The sequence below is a fragment of the Arthrobacter sp. Y3223065 genome, from assembly GCF_059090885.1.
In genome coordinates, this window is record NZ_JBNHGC010000002.1 from 307,955 (window position 1) to 325,049 (window position 17,095).

A 17,095-nucleotide genomic window follows, 5' to 3' on the forward strand; every position below is an offset into this window, starting at 1 on the left:
TCAGTCGAAGGTGGTCAGCAGCGAGGCGAAGACGCCGAACAGGCCGATGACCAGCGGGACAGCGGCCAGGATGGCCAGCGTCTCCAGTCGGTTGGCCAGCAGGCGCAGTTTCGCCGCGGAATGGTCGGCGAGCGTGGCGGTCAGCGAGATCACGACGGCGATGGCCAGCACCAGCAGGCCGGTTGCCACGAACCAGCCGTGCCCGGGAGCGAAGGCCAGCACCGAACGCGCCAGGGCGAGCGTGCCGACGGCGGCCGCCAGGTACAGCGCGATCCGATCGGTGGCCAGCGGAAAGGCACGCGCGCGCAGCCCGGTGGCCAGGGCCAGGCAGCCGACCAGCGGCATCGTCCAGACCTGCGACGCGGTGTCCGTGCCCAGGATCCACAATCCGGCGGCCACGGAGAGCGCCGCCAGCGCGGTGCCGAAGCTGAGCCCGCGGTGCGCCGAGCCGATGGCCACGTGGACGTCGGTGCGTCCGATGCGGCCGCCCTTGGCCCGCCGGTCGTCCAGCGTGGCCAGCCCGGACGTGGAGAGGGCGATCTGCGGCAGCAGGCCAAGGGTCGCGCAGCTGAGCAGCGCGGCGACGGCGGCAGCCCGCACCGGGTCGCTGAAGAGAGCCAGCGAGGCGGCCCAGAAAACGGTGAGCAGGGCCAGCAGGCCCGCGGCCGACACCAGCGCGCGCGGACGCTGCGAGATCAGGCCCGCACAGACCAGTGCCACGGCGCTCGCCGCGGCGGCCAGCAGCACGTGCGTCCCGGGATCGGCCGGCAGGCGCAGCACGCCGCCCACGGCCAGCAGCCAACCGGTGCCAACCAGCAACGGGCCCAGTACCGTGGCGGTCGCCCGGCCCAGGTAGATGCCGGCGCCCAGCAGCACCGCGGCCAGCGCGAAGAAGACAGCGGCGGCCATGGCGGTGGCGGTGCCGTCGAGCAGCAGATGCACGCCCAGATAGAGTCCGATGGCGGCGAAGACGGCCCCCGTCCCGCGGCGGACCCGCTCGGTCCAGCGGCCGCCGATGTCCTCGGTCTGTTCCACCACGGCGTCGGTAATGTCGTACACCACCGGTGCGGGCGGGGCCTCGGACACATTCACCAGCCGGAGCATGGCGCCGTCGGCGATGCCCGCGTCCGTCAGCGACGCGTCCTCGCGGACCGGATCGCCGGCGGGGGTGATCAGCGTCTTGACGGCGACGGCGGCGGCCGGCTGGTCATCGAGCAGCTCCAGGACCTGGGGCAGCAACAGGCCGACCGGCGTCCGCGACGGGAGCAGGACGTCCACATGGCGCTGCGATCCGGCCACGGTGACGCGGGTAAAGGTTTCGGCCATGCTCAAGCGGCTCCTCGGTGGGGGACGGGCGGCAGGCGGACGCCGCCGTCGTCCGCTGGATCGCCACTGAGGTGGAGGACGACGGCGGACTGCGCCCGCTGCTGCCGTTCCTGCCGCAGGTCTTCCAGCAAATTGGTCACGAATGAATAGCCCACGCAGACGGCGGCAATGACCGCCGCCATGGCGATGCTGAAGAAGAAGGTGCGCACGCTGGACTTCCAGCGCCGCTGCAGCGGGTTCGCGCCGTACAGCAGCGCCGTGGTCAGCCGGGCACGCCGGACAGCCACGGACTCAATGAGCTGGTTGTCGTAATCGTGGGCCACGTCTCTCCTCCCAAGCGGTGCGTCGCCTACCGAGCTTATCGCTCCAAGTGATGGATTAATTCCTGCGTGTCCCGCGCAGGATGGGGAGATGTACCCATTAACTTTGATTGACGCAATGCGGGCCGGCGCGTTCTATGGTAAAGGCGGGGAACCGCTCGAGGACAACCGGCCGGGCGGCAACCCGGCGCACCGCGGACGCAGCAGGCGTCCGCCGGCGCAAGCGGCAGCTACAGCCCCGTGACGGGGCACGGAGGTGGAGCAATGAGCGGCAACCAGTTCATCAAGATGGAAAAGAGCGCGTTTGTCGACGCCGGGAAGGCCAGCGCGGCGGCCGATACCGAACTCCAGGCACTGATGAAGGAACTTGAGGCAGTCCCCGAGCCCATGCGCGGCAACACCGCCGGCGACTTCTGGGAGAAGTTCAAGGGCATCATGGGCCGGGCCAACATGGTGGCGTCGGGGCTGCAGAAATCCCTGGTCTCCATTCAGCAGGGCCAGTCCGAGGTCAACACCACCATGCAGCTGGGCGAGCAGCAGCAGGCCGACGACGCCGATGCCACCGAGGGCAAGGCAGCTTGGGACGACGCCGTCTTCCGCAACCGCGGCTAGCCTGTCCGCAGACACGGGCACAGGGCCGAGACGGCCCAACGGCACTCACTTAAAGCGGCCCTGGCCCCTAAAGCGACCCTAGAGCGGCAGACACCTTAGAGCGGCACTGACTCACAGACGATTTTTCCGGCCGAGGCCGGGCATGAGGGAGGAAACATCATGGCAGACCAGAATTCATACGCCTTCTCCGACGGCGGCGCATCGCAGGCCCAGGACAACCTGGACCGGGTGAAGAAGAAGCTCAACGCGCTGGTGGAGACCCGCAAGAAGGACGCCGCGGACCTGCAGGCCAAGTTCCAGGCCACGGACATCGCGGAGCAGTACGACCGCGTGGAGCAGGCATGGGCAGACGCCGGCTTCGCGTTTGCGGGCATCATGGCGGACGTCCACAAGCTGCTGGAGGACGCCAAGAGCACCGCCGGCAACACCATCAAGACGGCCGGCGGGAAGATCGCCAACATCTAGACCGCCAACATCCGGCACGGAAGGCAAACAGCAGTGGCACTCGACGGCTGGGACATCGAACCCACCAAAGTCCAAACAATCGTCACCACCGCCAGCGGGCGGGCCGACAGCTTTGAGAGGGATTTCCCGGCCTTGGGTACCGCGGTCGGCGACATCATCGCTGCCGCCAAGTCCGGCCCGGTGATGGATGCGCTCAACGGGTGGGCGGAGAAGACCGTCCAACCCGGACTGAACAGTGTTGCCGGACGGCTGCAGACCACCTTCCAGGGCACTATGGACGCGGTGAACTCCTACGTCATGGGGGACGCGCAGATGGCCGGAGACGCCCAAAACCTGATCGGGACCCTGCCCGTGGAGGAGGACACGTCGCGTCCGCACCGACCGCACGGACCAACTCCGTTGGCGCTCTGACCAACCGGTCCCGCCATTTTCAGGAACATCTGGTCTCACGCACCGAATAAGGGGAATCAATGACGGCCTGGGATCCCTATGCCGAGGAATACCCGCAGCGTCCCGACGCGGAGCTGCTGCGCACCCATGCCAAGGCGCTGGATGACAAGGCCGAAGACATTGACGACGCCGTCGAACTGATCGAGAGCGACTGGAGCGGGCTGGAAGCGGTCTACAAGTCGCCGGAAGCCCCGCAGGTCTACGCCGCGGTGCAACCGGTCAAGACCACCACCGAGGACATCAAGGCCGACACCGCGGCCATCAAGGCGGCCATCGAGGCGTTCGCCGACTGGGCGGACACCTTCAAGTCGCGCTACGACGCGCTGGTGGCCCGCTGGCACGGCGTGCGGGCCCGGATCGCGGACGAGGGCAGCGACTGGCGCAAGGACGAGGACCTGGTCAATGACGACAACCGGATCCTCAGGGACGCCAACGCGTTGGCGGCCGAGCACATGGCAACCGAGCGCGCCTGCGCCAACGCGATTGCTGCGCTCTACGGCGGTATCACGCTGGTCGAAACCACGCAGGACGGCCCGGGCACGGGCGAGCAGGCGTACGGCTACTCGGCAGAACAGCTTGATTCGGCGACCGGCGAGGGCCACATTCCCTGGGGCAAGCCGACCGAGTGGGACAAGCCCTGGTACGCGGACGTCTGGGACGGCATGGTGTCCTTCGGCAAGGGCGTCTGGAGCGGCATCACCGGCACGGTGACCGGCCTGTGGAACATGGTCAACTTCACCGACGGCGAGACCTTCGCCGCCACCTGGAAGGGCATCGGCCAGATCGCCCTGAACGTAGCCATCGTCTCCAGCCCGATCACCGCCGCCGTCGCCGAATCGATCGGCGGCCCGGGAACGGTCAAGAAGGCGGGCGAGGAACTGCTGGCCGTCGGCAAGGCAGCCATCCACTGGGACGACTGGCAGCGCGACCCGGCCTATGCCGCCGGCGCGACGGCGTTCGATCTGTCGGCCATCCTCCTGACCGCCGGCGGCGGCGCCGTGGCCAAGGCCGGCGGCGTGGCCAACAAGATCACCGCGGTGAGCCGCGCCGGCGGGGCAGCGTCCAAGGTGCTGGACTTCTCCGGCCTGTCCAAGACCGCGGGCCTGACCACCCGGGCCATCGACTTCTCCACCAACTTCAAATTCACGGCCATCGACGTCACGACCACCGGCTTTAAGACGGTCACCGGCACGGTCCGCCCCTACGTCAGCACCGCCGGCCACTTTTTCACCGACGGGCTGCGCAACGCCTCCTTCGGCCTGCGCGCCGGCGCGGACAACTTCACGACGTCGGTGCGGACCGGCGCGGACAACCTGGCCAATGCGCTGGGCGGCCCGCGCCTGGCCACCGCCGGCGGTGGCTACACCAGTGTCCACCGGTTCGACGTGGACATGCCGTCCGGCCGGAACGCCAGCACCATCATGAACTTCGACGCGGACGGGCCCAAGCCGTCGTCGGGCAAGAGCGGCTACACAGTACCGGAACGTTCCGGCCCGCCGCAGTATGGCCAGCGGGTCGAGACGCCGGAGACCAACCCGGCGCCGGCACGCACTCCCGACGCCGAGGCGCCCCGCAATACTCCGGACGCCGAGGCGCCCCGCAAGGCTCCGGAGGCCGAGGCGTCCCGCAATGCTCCGGATGCCGAGGCGCCCCGCAGTGCTCCGGATGCCGAGGCGCCCCGCAGTGCTCCGGATGCCGATGCTGCGGGCTCCAAGGCTCCGGAACCCGATCCCACCACGTCCAAGGCGCCCGCTACGGGGTCCGGCGACGGTGTCAACGGCTATGACGTGAACGGACAGCGCGTCGACGACAACTTCCGCCATCCGCAGGAACCGCAGCACGGCACTGCTGTACCCGACGCGATCCAGAATCCGGAGGCACACGCCAGATACGGCCAGCACCGGGCCGATGACCTCTACCAGGACGTCGAGATGCCGGACTGGGCGGACCTGCCCAAGGACCAGCACGGCCGCCTGGACATCAACAGCGACCTCGACGCCATCGTCGACCGCTCCCAGCCCGCCTACGGCACTGATGAGCTCGGAAACCCCTTGGAGAGAGCCGAGTACGCCAACCGGTACAGCCTGTTGGACGAGTTCAGTCCTGACGAGTACCGGGCGGCCTATCCGGACAACGCCGGAGCGGCCGAGGGAACCATCCGGACGTACTCGTCTTACGACGACCTGCAGGCAGACTTCGGACAGGTCAAGTTGGACCGGATCGGTCCCAACGGCGGAGACTACCTGGCCATCGAGGGAACCCCGTGGCACATGCGCGGCCTGCCGGTCGATACCCTCGGCAAGCCGCTGCACCACTTCGAACTTGACCGGTTGCCCGAGGGCGTCAAGATCGAGGTCTCCGAAATCGCCCCGGCTTTCGGGCGCCCGGGCGGCGGAACCCAACTGCGGTTCCTCGACACCACCCAGGGTCCGGAACCCAAAGCCATCGGCGTCGACGAACTTATCCGCAGGGAAGGCCTCCGCGAGACCGGACCGCGCCAGTTCGACCCGCCGTGGGCGCGCAACGCCGACGACCCTGTGGACCTGCTGGCCGAGCACGAACTTGACTTGTCTGCAGGGAAGTCCGTCATTGACGCCGTCGAAGAGCGGGGCATCACGTTGGAACGCACCACCGTCTACGAGGTGCACGGCCGCGGCAAGTTCTACACGAACTCCGCCGGCCATATCCAGCAGATCGAGGCTCCCAGCGGATCCAAGGGCAACTGGAATCCCGAGTTGAACAACCCGAGGCCCAACATCAGGTACCACATCGACGGCAACATCGTGGTCCACACCGACGGGTTCGGGCGGCCCACGGCACTGCACGTCCACGACCTGGAGTACTTCCCCAAGGAGCAGGCCGACGGCGGCTGAAGCTCATCGAAACCGCCGGCACTTGGTACGACGCAGAACTTTCGATCCGCAACCAACTTCGTAACTTGCCACCCGGGGGTATCAAGGCCTCGGTCACGTGGGGCGCCCGCCCGATCTACGATGCTGGTGAGGGAAACCGTGTTCCACATATGGTGGAACTCAAAGTAACGGTCAACGGCCAAACCCGGCGCTTCGACTTCGAAAACTAAGGAATGAACTCCCCGTGACATCACAGCTGCTCTCCGACGAGTTCTTGTCGGCCATGGCGACCGCGGCCTCTTCGCGGTTCCGGACCTATCAGGAGATCCGGCTGGAGTTCGAGATCTACGGTGCAACCGTCTCTTGGACGGAGATGGCACGTACTGCCGAAGGCGCATGGGGCAGCATCGATTTTTCCGACGCCGCACCCCTGGACCGCAGGGCGCTGAAATCGGACAAGGCCGCCAGCTACACGAAGGGCAAGGGCACCTGGTTCGCCGCTCGGCTGACCCTGGTCCCGGACGAAGAACCGCGGTTCGAACGGTTCGACACGGAGCCGTTGGAACCGACCCCGGGCGCCCTCCAAATGCCGGTATCGCCCGCTGCGGTCCAGGCCGAGCTGGCCTTGTTCCCGCGCGAGCAGGAATGGATTCCCGGATGGATGCGCGACATCCTCGAAAGCAGCGGTTTGGACGTGCCGTATCTTGACCCGGCAACCGAAGAGTTAGTGCTTGGCAGTGAACGGGCTCCTTTCCAGGATCCCGCCCAGTAGCTCCCCCGCACCCTCCCGGAAGAAGGAAACACCGCATGTCCGAACAGACGCCTGCTCTGCTCCGCCAACAGCAGCTGGCAGAGATACTCGCCGGCTGGATGCTGCAGGCAGGCAACAGCGAGCCCGGATGGGACCGGATGGTGCTGGAGTTGAAGCCCGCCGCCGATGCCATGCTCATGCGCATCACCCAAGAGCGCGGCGGAAGGGCCGCGGCCAATGCCGGGGTCCTGCAGCCCGGAACCGCGCCCTTCGACGCCGCCACCGAACTGCACAGCCTCGGCGTGGGGGACAACGGTGAATCCTGGCGCTCGGCGGCCGTGAACCTCTCCGCACGCGACTGGCCCGAACCGAAATACTCACTGGACACCTACTTCAATTTCGACCAGCCCGCGCCCGATTTCGGTCTGGGGGAACCGGCCGGCCAGGCATCCGCATCAGAAGTCGAGCATGAACAACCCGGCCGCCACGGCGTGGACAACCGCCTGGTCGGCGCCGCGGTGGCCAGATTCAGCGAGAATCCGGGCAAGCCGGCGGCAGTCAATGTGTTGCGCCACCTGATTGGCAGCGACCTGTTGCTCGATGCCACCGATAACCCCGGGCGTCCCGGGATCAGCGTCGTCGAAGTCCACGGTTCACCGTCCGTGCTCGCCTTCACCTCCCAGGAGAAACTGGCCGAGTTCCGAGCCTCCACGGGCCGGCCGGGAGCGCCCGTGTCCTGGGCCCAGCCCGGCGAAGAACTGTTGAAGTTCGTGGACAGCCACCGGGACATTGCCTACTTCTACATCAATCCTGCGGGCCCGACCTGCGCCCTCGGACGCGAGGAGATCGGCTTCGCCGTCGGGAGCCTGGCCAATGTCGGCCTGAAGCGGGCAGTCGCCGGACAGGGCGGCACCAACGCCGTCGCGGAACAGCTCAAGCGGCCCGGCGCCGTCGTGTTGGCGGCCGATCGTGCCGATGAGGGCGGATCGGACGGAGGCCCGATCCTGCTCAAGGGGCAGGACGGCGGGCCGATTCTTCCCGTGTTCTCAACCGGGCCGGAAGTCGCCGCCTTCAAGCCGTCGGCGCGGTTCAGGGAAGTGCCGGCAACCTGGGCCATCGACATGCTGCGCCAGAGGCCCGAGCTGTCGATGGTAGTGGATCCCGCCGGCCCCGAAGCGCTGCTCCGCGCCTCGGACTTCTGACATGGCCGCCCACCTGGAGCAGCTGGACGACGCCCTGCTGGCCACGGCCGCGCAGTGGTTCGGGGGCGCCAGCTCCATCGAGGACGGCGCCTGGACCGTGCGGAACGAACACGGCGTCCGGATGTCCATCGCGGCCGAGGCCGACGGGTTCATCTTTCGGGACATCATTGCGCGTTACTGGCCCGGGCGACGGGAATACGTCCGCACCACGGACCCGGAGGTCCTGCTGCGCTGCCTGCTGTTCCGGGCGGCGTTCTGGCATCGCAAACGCGGCGGCCTGCGCTTTCTGGCCCTGTCCGACGACGGGACGGATGACTCCAGCGGCTGGGCGTTGCGCACCAAGGCCTACAAGTCGCCTGCGGTGCTCGAGCGTACGGGGCCGAGCGGCACCGTCACCGCTGGCTTTCCGGTGGCACGGGATGCGCGGATCTTCACCCGGTATGCGGCACTTCCGCTGGAGTCCCTCGTGGTGTCACTCGTCGCTGCGGACGGTGCCCCGCTCTTTGGGCCGGGCAGGCCCGGCCACATGCTTTCCGAACTGCCTGGCCGGTTGGCGGGCCTGCGGCCCGAAAGGATGGACAAGGCCGTACAGTACGCAGCCATAGCCGAACCGCTGGTCCGTGAAGATCAATGGGCCTTCATGAACGCGGCCGGAGAGCGCACGACCGTCAGCGCGACCGCCGACGGGTACATCCTGGACTTTGAAATGCCGCATGACAATGCGGACCGGAAGAGGTCCTACGTGCGCACCGACGACCCTGACATACTCACCCGCTGCCTGATGTTCCTCAGCGGCCGGGCGAACCGGTTCCTGGAAGCAGCGGACGCCGGGGACGGATTCCTGCCCTACACCGACCGATACGGTTGCCGGGTCGAGGATCCTGACCAGGCCTACCCCGTCACCCTCACCGGGACCAGTGAGCAAGGGGAGTTTCGGGCCTTCTTCCCGACCGGCACCGGGGCGCGCCATCTGACCTATTACTCCGGGGCGCCGTTCGATGAGCTGCTGGCGTCGATCGAGTCGGACGACGGCTCGCCGCTGTTCGGTCCGGCCCGGCTGGAAACCGCCGGCGGCGGGAGCCAGTGAGATGCGCGGCACACTGTTAGGAGGGAAACGGGCGGGCATTTAGAATAGGAAACTGTGCGCTTATTGCGCAGGAGGATTCCCGAAGAAGAAGGACTGCCAGTGTCTAACCCTGCCGAGGCCATCACCCAGCGTCCCCTGAGGGTGGCTATTGTCGGCGCCGGACCAGCCGGCGTTTACGCCGCCGACATCCTCACCAAGGCCGAGCGGGATTTCGAGGTAAGCATCGACCTCTTCGACCGCTACCCCGCGCCCTACGGCCTGATCCGCTACGGCGTGGCCCCCGACCACCCCCGGATCAAGGGCATCGTCAACGCCCTGCACAAGGTGCTGGACCGCGGCGACATCCGCTTCCTGGGCAACGTCGACTACGGCCGGGACCTGACCCTGAGCGACTTCCGGCACTTCTACGACGCGGTGATCTTCGCCACCGGCGCCATCCAGGATGCCGCGCTGGACATCCCCGGCGTTGAGCTCGAAGGATCCTACGGCGCCGCCGACTTCGTGTCCTGGTACGACGGCCATCCGGATGTGCCCCGCGACTGGCCGCTGGAGGCCAAGGAAATCGCGGTCATCGGCAACGGCAACGTGGCCCTTGACGTGGCACGCATGCTCTCCAAGCACGCCGACGACCTGCTCAGCACCGAGATCCCGGACAACGTGTACCGCGGCCTGAAGAACTCGCCCGTCACCGACGTGCACGTCTTCGGCCGGCGCGGCCCGGCCCAGGTGAAATTCACCCCGCTGGAGCTGCGCGAGCTATCGCACTCGCGCGACGTGGACATCGTGCTCTACCCGGAGGACTTCGACTTCGACGAAGGCTCCGACGAGGCGATCCGCTCCAACAACCAGACCAAGACCATGGTCAACACCCTCACCAACTGGCTGGTGGAAGAACAGGACACCGGCGCCTCCCGCCGCCTGCACCTGCACTTCCTGCACACTCCGGTGGAGATTGTGGAAGGCACCGGCGACGGCGCCGGACACGTGGCGGCGATCAAGTTCGAGCGCAACGAACTGGACGGCACCGGCAACGTCCGCGGCACCGGCGAAATCCTGGAGTACCCCGTGCAGGCGGTCTACCGGGCCATCGGCTACTTCGGCTCCGAGCTGCCCGAGGTCGGCTACGATGCCCGCCGCGGCGTGATCCCCAACGAGGGCGGACGCGTCCTGGACGAGGACGGCAACCCGGTGCCGGGCATCTATGCCACCGGCTGGATCAAGCGCGGACCGGTGGGCCTGATCGGCCACACCAAGGGCGATGCGCTGGAGACCATCGGCTTCCTGCTCGAGGACCGGCTGGACCTGCCCGCGGCCTCCGACCCCGCCGAGGACGCCATCATCAAGCTGCTCGAGGAACGAGGCGTCGCCTACACCACGTGGGAAGGCTGGCTGAAGCTGGATGCCCATGAGCGTGAGCTCGGAGCCTCCTTCGTCCCCGAAAACAACGACGGCGATGCACCCGCCGTCGAGCGCGAGCGCGTCAAGGTGGTCCCGCGCGAAGACATGGTGAAGATCTCGCAGCCCTGATCCACGGGACCGGGTTCCCCGGCCGTCCGGGGAGCCCGCCCGACCCTGCCTGGCCCTGCCGTCGGTAACAGGCCGACGGAACGTGTCGGCCGGGCGCGCCGGTACGGTCCCGCTAGCGCTTGACGTAAAAGCGCAGGATGTCGCCGCCGGGGAGTTCCACGCGGACCTTGTCCTCGCCGGGCGTGCTGAGGCGGGCTTCGGGATAGGCGGAACGCAGGCTGCTGAGCAGCGCCTGGTACGGATCCGGAGGCGACGCATCCGGTCCGGGCCGGCTTCCCGGTGCCGGGCGGTGGAGCCACGCCCGGAAGCGGCCTCCGCACCGCTGCAGCATGGACTGTACTGGAGCCACCATCGCCATCCTCGCTCGCTTCACTGCCGGCGGCCGGCCGGTCCAATTCCGCGTTTCTGCCCTTTCACCCAGTATGGGAGCCGCCGGCCCTTAATCTGCGAGGCGTTCCGGCAAGTCGCGGAAGCACGTGTGTTGCGCCCCTTCATCCCCGGGACCATCGACCACCCGGGACAATGCCGGTCCCGGGGACCGTCCGGCCACACGGGCCATCCCCGGCCCCAACGACTATGCTGAAGCCGAGCCGATGGCCGGCCGCGTCCACCCGTGCCCCCGATCCGTTTCGGGGCGCTTCAGGTCACAAGCAGAAGGAGGCAGGGCACCCGCATGGCCAGACCGCAGAATCCGCAGCGCAAGCCGCAGCTGCTCGAGGACATCCTGGCCTACCTGCAGGACAAGAACCTGGCGGACCTGTCCTTCCGCCCGCTGGCCGAAGCCCTGGGCATCAGCAGCTACATGCTGGTCTATCACTTCGGACACCGGGAACAGCTGCTTGAGGAGATTGTGCAACGGGTAGAGGCCGATCTCTCCGCGCCGTCGCCGGAGCAGTTAACCGACCTGGCGGTTCCGGAACTGCGGCAGCTGCTTCTCCAGGTGTGGGAGCACTCGCAGACCCCGCACAGCCGCGCCCTGCAGCGCCTGGGGTTCGAAGCGGCCATCCAGCAGGCGGCCGCCAGGCACACCACCCATTCGGCTCCGCCCCTGCGGCCGCCCGGTTTTGTCCGGTGGCGCGACGCCGCCACCGGGTGGCTCCGAGCCCGCGGGACTGGGGAGCAGACGGCAGCGGCCGAAGGCACGCTCTTCGCCGCCGGCGTGTGCGGGCTGTGGTTCGGGCAGGTGGTTGCCGACCAGGCCGGAGAGCCGGCAGCGGCGTTCAACCTGCTGCTGGAACGTTTCCTGGCGGCCGCAGCCTGAGAAGTCTCACGGCGCCGCACTGGCGTCCTGCTAAGGCACCGTGCTGCGGTGCCGTGCCGAGGCGCCGTGCAGACTCCGTCGCAGGCGGACGGGGCGCTCCGCCGTCGTGATTCGGGAGAGGCTCGCATACTCTGGGGGAGTGACGAACGATATACCGCTGAATGAAGAACAGACCCGACGCGTGGTTGCCCTCGCCATGGACCTGGCCCGCGAGGGCAAGACCGGCGAGCTGGTGGAGTTCCTCGACCACGGGCTGCCCGTGGATGCGCTGGATTCCGACCACAACACCCTGCTGATGCTGGCCGCCTACCACGGGCAGGAAGAGACCGTGGGCATGCTGCTGGAACGCGGGGCCAACCCCGATATCCGCAACGTGCGCGACCAGTCGCCGATCGCCGGCGCCCTGTTCAAGGGCGAGGACGCCGTGGTGTCCAGGCTGCTGGCGGCCGGGGCGGATCTGGATGCCGGCACTCCGAGCGCGCGCGATGCCGCCAAAATGTTTGGCCGGGAGCACCTCCTGGAGAAGTAGGGCCCGCAACAAAGAACTGCCCGGGACCGGCCAATGAGGCGGTCCCGGGCAGCTTCATGCCGTCGGGTGAGACTGGGGTGTTACGCCGAGTCGGTGTTCACGTCGACCGGGGAGATCTTGCCCGCCTGCAGGGCCTCGATGGCCTTGCGCACGCCTTCGCCGTAGGCCGGGTCGGCCTTGGTGCAGTTGGCGATGTGGCGTTCGATGGTCGCCTGGGAAGCGCCGTCGATGGCACGTGCGGTGTTCTCGAAGAGCACCTGCCGCTGCTCGGCGGTCATCTTCTCGCGGAAGAGGATGCCGGGCTGCTCGTAGTAGTTGTCGTCGTCCTCGCGGAAGTTGAACCGGTCGGCGACGGCGCCCACGGCCTGGGCCGGGTCGCGGTAGGCCGGCTGTTCCTGCCAGCGGCCGTAGCCGTTCGGATTGATGCCCGGGGTTGCGCCCTGGTTGCCGTCAACGCGCATGGCGCCGTCACGGTGGAAGGAGTTGACCAGCCCGGCACCGCGCGGGTAGTTCACCGGGATCTGGTGGTGGTTGACGCCCAGGCGGTAGCGCTGCGCGTCGCCGTAGGAGAACAGGCGTCCCTGCAGCATGCGGTCCGGCGAGAAGCTGATGCCCGGAACCACGTTGGCCGGGGTGAAGGCGGCCTGCTCGACGTCGGCGAAGTAGTTCTCCGGGTTGCGGTTCAGCTCCCACTCGCCAACCTCGATCAGCGGGTAGTCCTTCTTGGACCAGACCTTGGTCAGGTCGAACGGGTGGTACTTGTAGGTCTCCGCGTCAGCCTCGGGCATGATCTGGACCATCAGCTTCCACTTCGGGAAGTCGCCGCGGTCGATCGACTCAAGCAGGTCGCGCTGGTGCGACTCGCGGTCCTCGCCGACCAGCGCTGCGGCCTCGGCGTCGGTGAGGTTCTTGATGCCCTGCTGCGTGCGGTGGTGGAACTTCACCCAGTAGCGCTCGCCGGCGTCGTTGATGAAGCTGTAGGTGTGCGAGCCGAAGCCGTGCATGTGGCGGTAGGACGCCGGGATGCCGCGGTCGGACATGACGATGGTGACCTGGTGCAGGGCCTCCGGCAGGTTGGTCCAGAAGTCCCAGTTGTTCTCCGCGCTGCGCAGGTTGGTGCGCGGATCACGCTTCACTGCGTGGTTCAGGTCCGGAAACTTCAGCGGGTCGCGGAAGAAGAACACCGGGGTGTTGTTGCCGACCAGGTCCCAGTTGCCCTCTTCGGTGTAGAACTTGACCGAGAAGCCGCGGATGTCACGCTCGGCGTCGGCCGCGCCACGCTCGCCGGCGACGGTGGAGAAGCGGGCGAACAGCTCGGTCTTCTTGCCGACCTCGGAGAAGATCTTGGCCTTGGTGTACTTGGTGATGTCGTTGGTCACCGTGAACGTGCCGAAAGCACCGGAGCCCTTGGCGTGCATGCGGCGCTCGGGGATGACCTCGCGGTCGAAGTGGGCCATCTTCTCCAGGAACCACACGTCCTGCAGCAGCATCGGTCCGCGGGGACCCGCGGTCAGGCTGTCCTGGTTATCGGCTACGGGCGCGCCCGCAACGGTTGTCAACGGCATGGTGTTATCAGCCATCTAGTTATCGCTCCTTGTCGGATCTTCCAATTGAAGGTCTTTCGTGGCAGTGCAGGCGGGGCAGGTACCCCAAAAGGTGACCTCGGCTTCGTCGATCGCGAAACCGTGGTTGTCGGCCGCCGTCAGGCACGGTGCCTCGCCCACGGTGCAGTCGACGTCGGCAATATTGCCGCACGACCGGCACACCACGTGGTGGTGGTTGTCGCCAACCCGGGCCTCATAGCGCGCCGGGGACCCCGAGGGCTCGATCCGGCGCAGCAGCCGGGCGTCCGTCAGCGCCGCCAGCACGTCGTAGACGGCTTGCTTGGACACGCCGCCCAGTTCGTCCCGCACCACACCGGTGATGGTGTCGGCGTCGGCATGCGGGTGCGCGCGGACTGCTTCCAGCACCGCCGCCCGCGGACGGGTTACGCGCAGCGACGCCTCGCGTAACAAGTCCTCCGGATCCCTCATCTCGACCATGAAACGATTCTCTCACCTTTTTTGGACTGAGTCCAGAAAATGATCTGGACTCGGTCCAGAGAGCACGACGGCGCTGCTCGCCTCCGATGGGTACGTTGCCCGCCGCACTACGCTGGCGGATACCTCGCCCGTCGCCCGCCGCCAGCGGGTACGTCGCCATACCCGCCCGCCGCCCGTCCGGCGGCTACGTCGCCCCGCGTGGCGTGCCGGGGCGCCACGCCGACTGCCGAGGCCCCACCCGCCCGAGAAAGGTGCTGCGGGCAACTAGAATCTCCGCCATGCCCAAGTTGTTCGCCGATACGGCGCCGCTCAAGGAGAGCCCGGATTTCCGCCGGTTGTGGATCGGGACGTCGCTCTCCGCGATCGGTGCACAACTGACGGCAGTGGCGGTCAGCCTGGAGGTCTACCAGCTCACCGGGTCGACCCTGGCCGTGGGCGGCGTCGGCGTCGTCGGGCTGATCCCGCTGGTGCTGGCCGGACTCTATGGCGGTTCCGTGGTGGATGCGTACGACCGCCGCAAGGTGGCGCTCTATTCCGGCCTGGTGTTGTGGGCTTGCACTGCCGTGTTCGCCCTGCAGGCGTGGTTCCGGTTGGAACAGGTGTGGCTGCTGTACCTGGTGATCGCGGTGCATTCGGCCGCGGCCGGGCTCAACCAGCCGGCCCGCAGCGCCATCGTGCCGCGGCTGGTCCGGCGCGAGATGCTACCGGCGGCCAATGCCCTGACCATGATGACGTTCGGACTGGGCATGACCATCGGTCCGCTGGCGGCCGGGGTGCTGGTGGCGGGGGTCGGCTTCGGCTGGACCTACACCCTGGACGTCCTCACGTTCACCGCGGCCATCTGGGCGGTGGTCAAGCTGCCGCCGATCCCGCCGGAAGGCGACGTCCGGAAGGCCGGCCTGCGGTCGGTGGCCGAAGGCTTCCGGTTCCTGCGCACGCGTCCCAACATACGCATGACGTTCCTGGTGGACATGGCCGCGATGGTCCTGGCCCAGCCGCGCGCCCTGATGCCCGCCATCGGTGCGGTCATCATCGGCGGCGGCGAGGCGACGGCAGGCATCTTGCTGGCCGCTGTCGCTGCCGGGTCGTTCATCGCCGCGGTGCTGTCGGGGCCGCTGGGAGGCGTCCGCCGGCAGGGGCTGGCGGTGCTGTGGTGCGTGGTGGTGTGGGGGATCGCCGTCGCAGGGTTCGGCGCCGTCGTCGTCATGGCCGGGCGTACAAACGCCGCGGCCGCCGGCGACGTGAGCGGATGGCTTTTGCCCGCGGCCCTCTGCCTCGCCGCTGCTGGTGCGGCCGATACAGTGAGCGGCGTCTTCCGCAACACCATCCTGCAGTCGGCGACGCCGGACGCCATGCGCGGACGGCTGCAGGGGATCTTCATAGTGGTGGTGGCCGGCGGCCCGCGGCTCGGCGATGCCGTCGCCGGCGGTGGCGGCCAATGGCTGGGCGAAGGTTTTGCCGCGCTCGCCGGCGGTGTCGCCTGTGTGTGCGCCGTCGGGCTGCTGCACAAGTTCCAGCCGCGGTTCTCCCGCTACAACGACAGGCACCCCGAGCCCTAGGGGCTGCCGGGAGGAGGGCGGGAGCCTGCCGGGAGCCGGGGTGGGAGCCTGCCGGGAGGCGGGTGGGGGCCTGCCGGGAGGCGCCCCGCCGCCTCCTGCCGTTCGGGCCCGTCCAATACGGGCCGCGGAACATGGCGCCGGACTCCGGCGTTGGAATAAGTGACCGGTGGATACACTGACATACGGAGCTCCGCGCCTGGATCGGCACGGAGCGGATCGGCGCGGGAGAGGACTCATACGCGGTGCACAACCACTTCAATGGACTGAAAACGGCCGGCCTGCTCGGCGGACTCTTCGCCCTCCTGCTGGCAATCGGCGCTCTGCTGGCCAGCGGGACCGGCAGCGCCAACTGGATCTGGATCATGGCCCTGATCGGCGTGGGCACAACCGCCTACAGCTACTGGAACAGCGACAAGCTCGCCATCCGCAGCATGCAGGCCTACCCCGTGACCGAAGCCGACCAGCCGGGCATGTACCGGATCGTTCGTGAACTGTCCGCGCGGGCCAACCAGCCGATGCCCCGGCTCTACGTGTCCCCGACGATGGCCCCCAATGCCTTCGCCACCGGCCGCAATCCCCAGAACTCGGCCGTCTGCTGCACCGAGGGCATCCTGCGCCTGCTGGATGAGCGCGAACTGCGCGGTGTGCTGGGCCACGAACTGATGCACGTCTACAACCGCGACATCCTGACCTCCTCCGTCGCCGCCGCGGTGGCGGGCGTGATCACCTCGGTCGCGCAGTTCCTGCTGTTCTTTGGCGGCCGCGACCGCAACGCCAACCCGCTTGCGTTGATCGCCATGTCGCTGCTGGCCCCGATTGCGGCCATGTTGATCCAGATGGCAGTCAGCCGCACCCGCGAATACGACGCGGACGAGGACGGCGCCTCGCTGACCAACGATCCGCTGGCCCTGGCGTCGGCGCTTCGCAAACTGCAGTACGGCACGCAGCAGGCGCCGCTGCCGCAGGACCAGAAGCTGGTCAACACCAGCCACCTCATGATTGCCAACCCGTTCAAGGGCGGCGGCGCGAAGAAGCTGTTCAGCACCCACCCTCCGATGGACGACCGTGTGGCGCGGCTGGAACGGATGGCCGGACGCCCGCTGGGCTACTGA

General features: G+C 67.9%; 17 protein-coding genes. 12 read left to right on the top strand and 5 right to left on the bottom strand.

Features of this window, described 5'->3' with window-relative positions; genetic code table 11:
- Both eccD and AC5RUK_RS06335 read right to left on the bottom strand, forming a co-directional pair.
- The gene (eccD, locus tag AC5RUK_RS06330) at positions 1–1,326 is read right to left on the bottom strand and encodes a type VII secretion integral membrane protein EccD (RefSeq protein ID WP_494151672.1); all 1,326 of its coding nucleotides are present in this window, start codon (positions 1,324–1,326) and stop codon (positions 1–3) included.
- A gap of 2 nt (positions 1,327–1,328) precedes the next feature.
- Positions 1,329–1,649 (bottom strand): hypothetical protein, encoded by a 321-nt coding sequence (locus AC5RUK_RS06335; RefSeq protein ID WP_494151673.1) that lies wholly within the window; start codon positions 1,647–1,649, stop codon positions 1,329–1,331.
- 261 nt (positions 1,650–1,910) lie between these two features.
- Here AC5RUK_RS06335 and AC5RUK_RS06340 point away from each other — a divergent pair, with 261 nt between their 5' ends.
- The 8 genes from AC5RUK_RS06340 to AC5RUK_RS06375 all read left to right on the top strand — a co-directional run bounded on the left by AC5RUK_RS06340 (position 1,911) and on the right by AC5RUK_RS06375 (position 10,592).
- The gene (locus tag AC5RUK_RS06340) at positions 1,911–2,258 is read left to right on the top strand and encodes a hypothetical protein (protein WP_493939538.1); all 348 of its coding nucleotides are present in this window, start codon (positions 1,911–1,913) and stop codon (positions 2,256–2,258) included.
- A 159-nt stretch (positions 2,259–2,417) separates the two neighbouring features.
- Positions 2,418–2,723: a hypothetical protein gene (locus AC5RUK_RS06345; protein WP_493989446.1), complete on the top strand. Its 306-nt coding sequence runs from the start codon at positions 2,418–2,420 to the stop codon at positions 2,721–2,723.
- Positions 2,724–2,756: 33 nt separating this feature from the next.
- Entirely contained in the window at positions 2,757–3,134 is a 378-nt protein-coding gene (locus AC5RUK_RS06350; protein WP_494151674.1) for a DUF6507 family protein, read from the top strand.
- A gap of 59 nt (positions 3,135–3,193) precedes the next feature.
- Complete coding sequence (locus AC5RUK_RS06355) at positions 3,194–6,046, top strand: TNT domain-containing protein (protein ID WP_494151675.1); 2,853 nt, start codon at positions 3,194–3,196, stop codon at positions 6,044–6,046.
- A 223-nt stretch (positions 6,047–6,269) separates the two neighbouring features.
- A complete protein-coding gene (locus tag AC5RUK_RS06360) occupies positions 6,270–6,797 on the top strand; it encodes a hypothetical protein (RefSeq protein WP_494151676.1) in 528 nt (175 codons plus the stop codon).
- A 35-nt stretch (positions 6,798–6,832) separates the two neighbouring features.
- Entirely contained in the window at positions 6,833–7,978 is a 1,146-nt protein-coding gene (locus AC5RUK_RS06365) for an SseB family protein (protein ID WP_494151677.1), read from the top strand.
- 1 nt (position 7,979) lies between these two features.
- Positions 7,980–9,065, top strand: a complete 1,086-nt coding sequence (locus AC5RUK_RS06370; RefSeq protein WP_494151678.1) for an Imm61 family immunity protein — start codon at positions 7,980–7,982, stop codon at positions 9,063–9,065.
- Positions 9,066–9,164: 99 nt separating this feature from the next.
- Positions 9,165–10,592 (top strand): FAD-dependent oxidoreductase, encoded by a 1,428-nt coding sequence (locus tag AC5RUK_RS06375; RefSeq protein WP_493989440.1) that lies wholly within the window; start codon positions 9,165–9,167, stop codon positions 10,590–10,592.
- Positions 10,593–10,704: 112 nt separating this feature from the next.
- Here AC5RUK_RS06375 and AC5RUK_RS06380 read toward each other — a convergent pair whose 3' ends face one another.
- Positions 10,705–10,944 carry a hypothetical protein gene (locus AC5RUK_RS06380; protein ID WP_493989439.1) on the bottom strand — a complete coding sequence of 80 codons (240 nt, stop codon included), beginning with the start codon at positions 10,942–10,944 and terminating at the stop codon, positions 10,705–10,707.
- A gap of 321 nt (positions 10,945–11,265) precedes the next feature.
- On the opposite strand from AC5RUK_RS06380, the gene AC5RUK_RS06385 reads away from it, so the two are divergent.
- Positions 11,266–11,853: a TetR/AcrR family transcriptional regulator gene (locus AC5RUK_RS06385; RefSeq protein WP_493989438.1), complete on the top strand. Its 588-nt coding sequence runs from the start codon at positions 11,266–11,268 to the stop codon at positions 11,851–11,853.
- Positions 11,854–12,049: 196 nt separating this feature from the next.
- Positions 12,050–12,382 (top strand): ankyrin repeat domain-containing protein, encoded by a 333-nt coding sequence (locus AC5RUK_RS06390; protein WP_493989642.1) that lies wholly within the window; start codon positions 12,050–12,052, stop codon positions 12,380–12,382.
- 80 nt (positions 12,383–12,462) lie between these two features.
- Here the strand turns inward: AC5RUK_RS06390 and AC5RUK_RS06395 are convergent, their stop codons facing one another.
- Both AC5RUK_RS06395 and AC5RUK_RS06400 read right to left on the bottom strand, forming a co-directional pair.
- Positions 12,463–13,962: a catalase gene (locus tag AC5RUK_RS06395; RefSeq protein ID WP_493989437.1), complete on the bottom strand. Its 1,500-nt coding sequence runs from the start codon at positions 13,960–13,962 to the stop codon at positions 12,463–12,465.
- A complete protein-coding gene (locus AC5RUK_RS06400; RefSeq protein WP_493989436.1) occupies positions 13,963–14,424 on the bottom strand; it encodes a Fur family transcriptional regulator in 462 nt (153 codons plus the stop codon). It lies immediately after the preceding gene.
- Positions 14,425–14,702: 278 nt separating this feature from the next.
- Between AC5RUK_RS06400 and AC5RUK_RS06405 the strand changes: the two genes are divergently transcribed.
- Together AC5RUK_RS06405 and htpX are read left to right on the top strand one after the other, a co-directional pair.
- Positions 14,703–15,983, top strand: coding sequence for an MFS transporter (locus AC5RUK_RS06405; protein WP_494151679.1), 1,281 nt, complete (start codon positions 14,703–14,705; stop codon positions 15,981–15,983).
- A gap of 242 nt (positions 15,984–16,225) precedes the next feature.
- On the top strand, positions 16,226–17,095 hold the full coding sequence (gene htpX / locus AC5RUK_RS06410) for a zinc metalloprotease HtpX (protein ID WP_493989434.1): 870 nt from the start codon (positions 16,226–16,228) through the stop codon (positions 17,093–17,095).

What these genes read in the sequence shown, in the direction of transcription:
- AC5RUK_RS06395 (WP_493989437.1), bottom strand. Translation starts at nt 13,962, where the DNA reads ATGGCTGATAACACCATGCCGTTGACAACCGTTGCGGGCGCGCCCGTA.
- AC5RUK_RS06380 (WP_493989439.1), bottom strand. Translation starts at nt 10,944, where the DNA reads ATGGTGGCTCCAGTACAGTCCATGCTGCAGCGGTGCGGAGGCCGCTTC.
- AC5RUK_RS06345 (WP_493989446.1), top strand. Translation starts at nt 2,418, where the DNA reads ATGGCAGACCAGAATTCATACGCCTTCTCCGACGGCGGCGCATCGCAG.
- AC5RUK_RS06340 (WP_493939538.1), top strand. Translation starts at nt 1,911, where the DNA reads ATGAGCGGCAACCAGTTCATCAAGATGGAAAAGAGCGCGTTTGTCGAC.
- AC5RUK_RS06390 (WP_493989642.1), top strand. Translation starts at nt 12,050, where the DNA reads ATGGACCTGGCCCGCGAGGGCAAGACCGGCGAGCTGGTGGAGTTCCTC.
- AC5RUK_RS06405 (WP_494151679.1), top strand. Translation starts at nt 14,703, where the DNA reads ATGCCCAAGTTGTTCGCCGATACGGCGCCGCTCAAGGAGAGCCCGGAT.
- AC5RUK_RS06400 (WP_493989436.1), bottom strand. Translation starts at nt 14,424, where the DNA reads ATGGTCGAGATGAGGGATCCGGAGGACTTGTTACGCGAGGCGTCGCTG.
- AC5RUK_RS06365 (WP_494151677.1), top strand. Translation starts at nt 6,833, where the DNA reads ATGTCCGAACAGACGCCTGCTCTGCTCCGCCAACAGCAGCTGGCAGAG.
- AC5RUK_RS06355 (WP_494151675.1), top strand. Translation starts at nt 3,194, where the DNA reads ATGACGGCCTGGGATCCCTATGCCGAGGAATACCCGCAGCGTCCCGAC.
- AC5RUK_RS06385 (WP_493989438.1), top strand. Translation starts at nt 11,266, where the DNA reads ATGGCCAGACCGCAGAATCCGCAGCGCAAGCCGCAGCTGCTCGAGGAC.
- AC5RUK_RS06370 (WP_494151678.1), top strand. Translation starts at nt 7,980, where the DNA reads ATGGCCGCCCACCTGGAGCAGCTGGACGACGCCCTGCTGGCCACGGCC.
- eccD (WP_494151672.1), bottom strand. Translation starts at nt 1,326, where the DNA reads ATGGCCGAAACCTTTACCCGCGTCACCGTGGCCGGATCGCAGCGCCAT.